General features: G+C 66.8%; 3 protein-coding genes. All 3 read right to left on the bottom strand.

The window, feature by feature from the left end; translation table 11 throughout:
• Positions 1–518: DUF1015 domain-containing protein (locus NTX40_05140; protein ID MCX5648468.1), on the bottom strand; the 518-nt coding region annotated here is incomplete at its 3' end.
• Positions 519–523: 5 nt separating this feature from the next.
• Entirely contained in the window at positions 524–1,783 is a 1,260-nt protein-coding gene (gene ahcY, locus NTX40_05135) for an adenosylhomocysteinase (protein MCX5648467.1), read from the bottom strand.
• An 80-nt stretch (positions 1,784–1,863) separates the two neighbouring features.
• Positions 1,864–2,151: phosphoribosylanthranilate isomerase (locus tag NTX40_05130; GenBank protein MCX5648466.1), on the bottom strand; the 288-nt coding region annotated here is incomplete at its 5' end.

Genomic DNA, 2,151 nt, shown 5'->3' with positions numbered 1-2,151 from the left:
TCGCCGAGGCCGCCGGCGTGGAAGAGGGCGGTGACGCCGTTCGACTCGTCCGGGTAGAGCGCGAAGACGGCGCTGGCGTTGGCGCGCGTGGCGCGCAGGAGTCGCAGGCGGTCCTCCTTCGGGCCGGACATCGTTTCCTCGTGGGGATAGATCCGGCCGGCGCCGAATTCTTCGAGGCCGACGCGGGCGAAGAACCCTTCGCGCAGGTACGTCTTGCCCTCGACGTCGAACTCCTGCTGGTAGAAATAGAGGGCGGGTTCGGCGTCGCGCACGAGGATGCCGCCCGCCATCCAGCGTTCGAGCGAATCGGCCGCGCGGGTGTACTTGTTGCGCGAGGCGGAGTCGCCGGGTTCGTCCTTCCCCAGGATGATGCGGACGATGTTGTGGGGGTGGATGCGGTGGAGTTCGTCCTGCAGTTCGGGGCCGATGCAGTCGTAAGGCGGCGCGGTCACGAGGGCCACGCTCAAGGGGTCGCGCGTGTTGTAGCGCAGGGCGCGGAAGGGTCTGACCGTCGCCATCGGTCTCAGGTCCCCATTTCGCTGGATGCCAGGTACTTGGCCTGCTCCGGCGTCAGTTCGTCGATCCGAATGCCCATGGTCTGGAGTTTGAGCCGGGCGACGTACTGGTCGACTTCGCGCGGCACGTCGTGGACGCGGACCTCCAGTTTGCCGCGGTTCTTCGCGACCCATTCGGTCGTGAGGGCCTGGACGGCGAAACTCATGTCCATGACGCTGGCGGGGTGTCCCTCGGCGGCCGCCAGGTTGACGAGGCGCCCTTCGCCGAGGACGTAAATCGTCCGGCCGTCGGCGAGGTCGTAGGCGTCGACGAAGTTTCGGACGCCCCGGCGGACCTTCTTGGCCATCTTCTCCAGGCCCACCAGGTCGATCTCGACGTTGAAGTGGCCGCTGTTGCAGACCACTGCCCCGTTCTTCATCACCTGGAAGTGCTCGGGGCGGATGACGGTGCAGTCGCCCGTCACGGTGATGAAAAGGTCGCCGACCTTCGCCGCCTCGGCCATCGGCATCACCCAGTAGCCGTCCATCCGCGCCTCGAGCGCCCGCAGCGGGCTCACTTCCGTGACGATGACGCTTGCTCCCATGCCTTGCGCCCGCGTCGCCACGCCGCGACCGCACATCCCGTACCCGGCCACGATGACCGTCTTGCCGGCCATCAGGATGTCGGTCGCCCGGATGATGCCGTCGATCGTCGATTGGCCCGTGCCGTAACGGTTGTCGAACAGGTGCTTACAGTCGGCGTCGTTGACGGCGACGACGGGGCACTTTAGTTGCCCCTTGGCTTCCATCGCGCGGAGGCGGATGACGCCGGTCGTCGTCTCCTCCATCGAGCCGATGACCTTGGCGGCCTGCTCGGGGCGCTCCGTCGAGAGCATCCATACCAGGTCGCACCCGTCGTCCATCGTGACGATCGGCTCGTGGTCGCAGGCGGCCCGGAGGTGCTTGTAATAGGTCTCGTTGTTCTCGCCCTTGATGGCGTAGCAGGGGATTTCATAGACCGCGACGAGGGCGGCGGCGACGTCGTCCTGCGTCGAGAGCGGGTTCGAGGCGCAGAGCACCACGTCCGCTCCGCCGGCCTTGAGCGTCCGCGCCAGGTTCGCCGTCTCCGCCGTCACGTGCAGACACGCGCTCATCGCCAGGTTCTTGAGGGGCTTTTCCTTGGCGAACCGCTCGCGGATTACTCGGAGGACCGGCATGTCGTGGTCGGCCCACTCGATTCGCCTCTTGCCTTCCGCCGCAAGGTCCAGGTTCTTCACGTCGTGATTCATTCGCTGCTCCTCGATCTAAAGTTTTCCGCTCCCCTTCCGGCTTCGCCCTTCGGGCTACGCCGTGACAAGTCGGCTCGCGGCTAAACATTTACCCCGCGCACCGCCTCGACGAAGGCTCGGATCCGGTCGGGATCCTTCCGCCCCGGGGCGGTTTCCAGGCCGCTGGAGGCGTCCACGCCCCATGGCCACACACGCCGGATGGCTTCAGCCACGTTGTCGGCCGAAAGGCCGCCCGAAAGGATGAGCGGCCGAAAACCTTCAAGGGCCAGCCGGGCGGCCAGATCCCAATCGGCCGGCCGGCCGGTACCGCCCTTTGGTCCTCCAGTCACCTTCGCGTCCACCAGATACGCGTCGGGTTCCCGGCCGAG

Source organism: Planctomycetota bacterium (assembly GCA_026387035.1).
In the GTDB taxonomy this organism is placed as follows: domain Bacteria; phylum Planctomycetota; class Phycisphaerae; order FEN-1346; family FEN-1346; genus JAPLMM01.
Note: the sequence above shows the minus strand (reverse complement) of the source record. Positions and strands in the feature narration are given on the sequence as shown.

Excerpts from the sequence above, each read along its gene's own strand:
- ahcY (MCX5648467.1), bottom strand. The coding sequence starts at position 1,783 with ATGAATCACGACGTGAAGAACCTGGACCTTGCGGCGGAAGGCAAGAGG.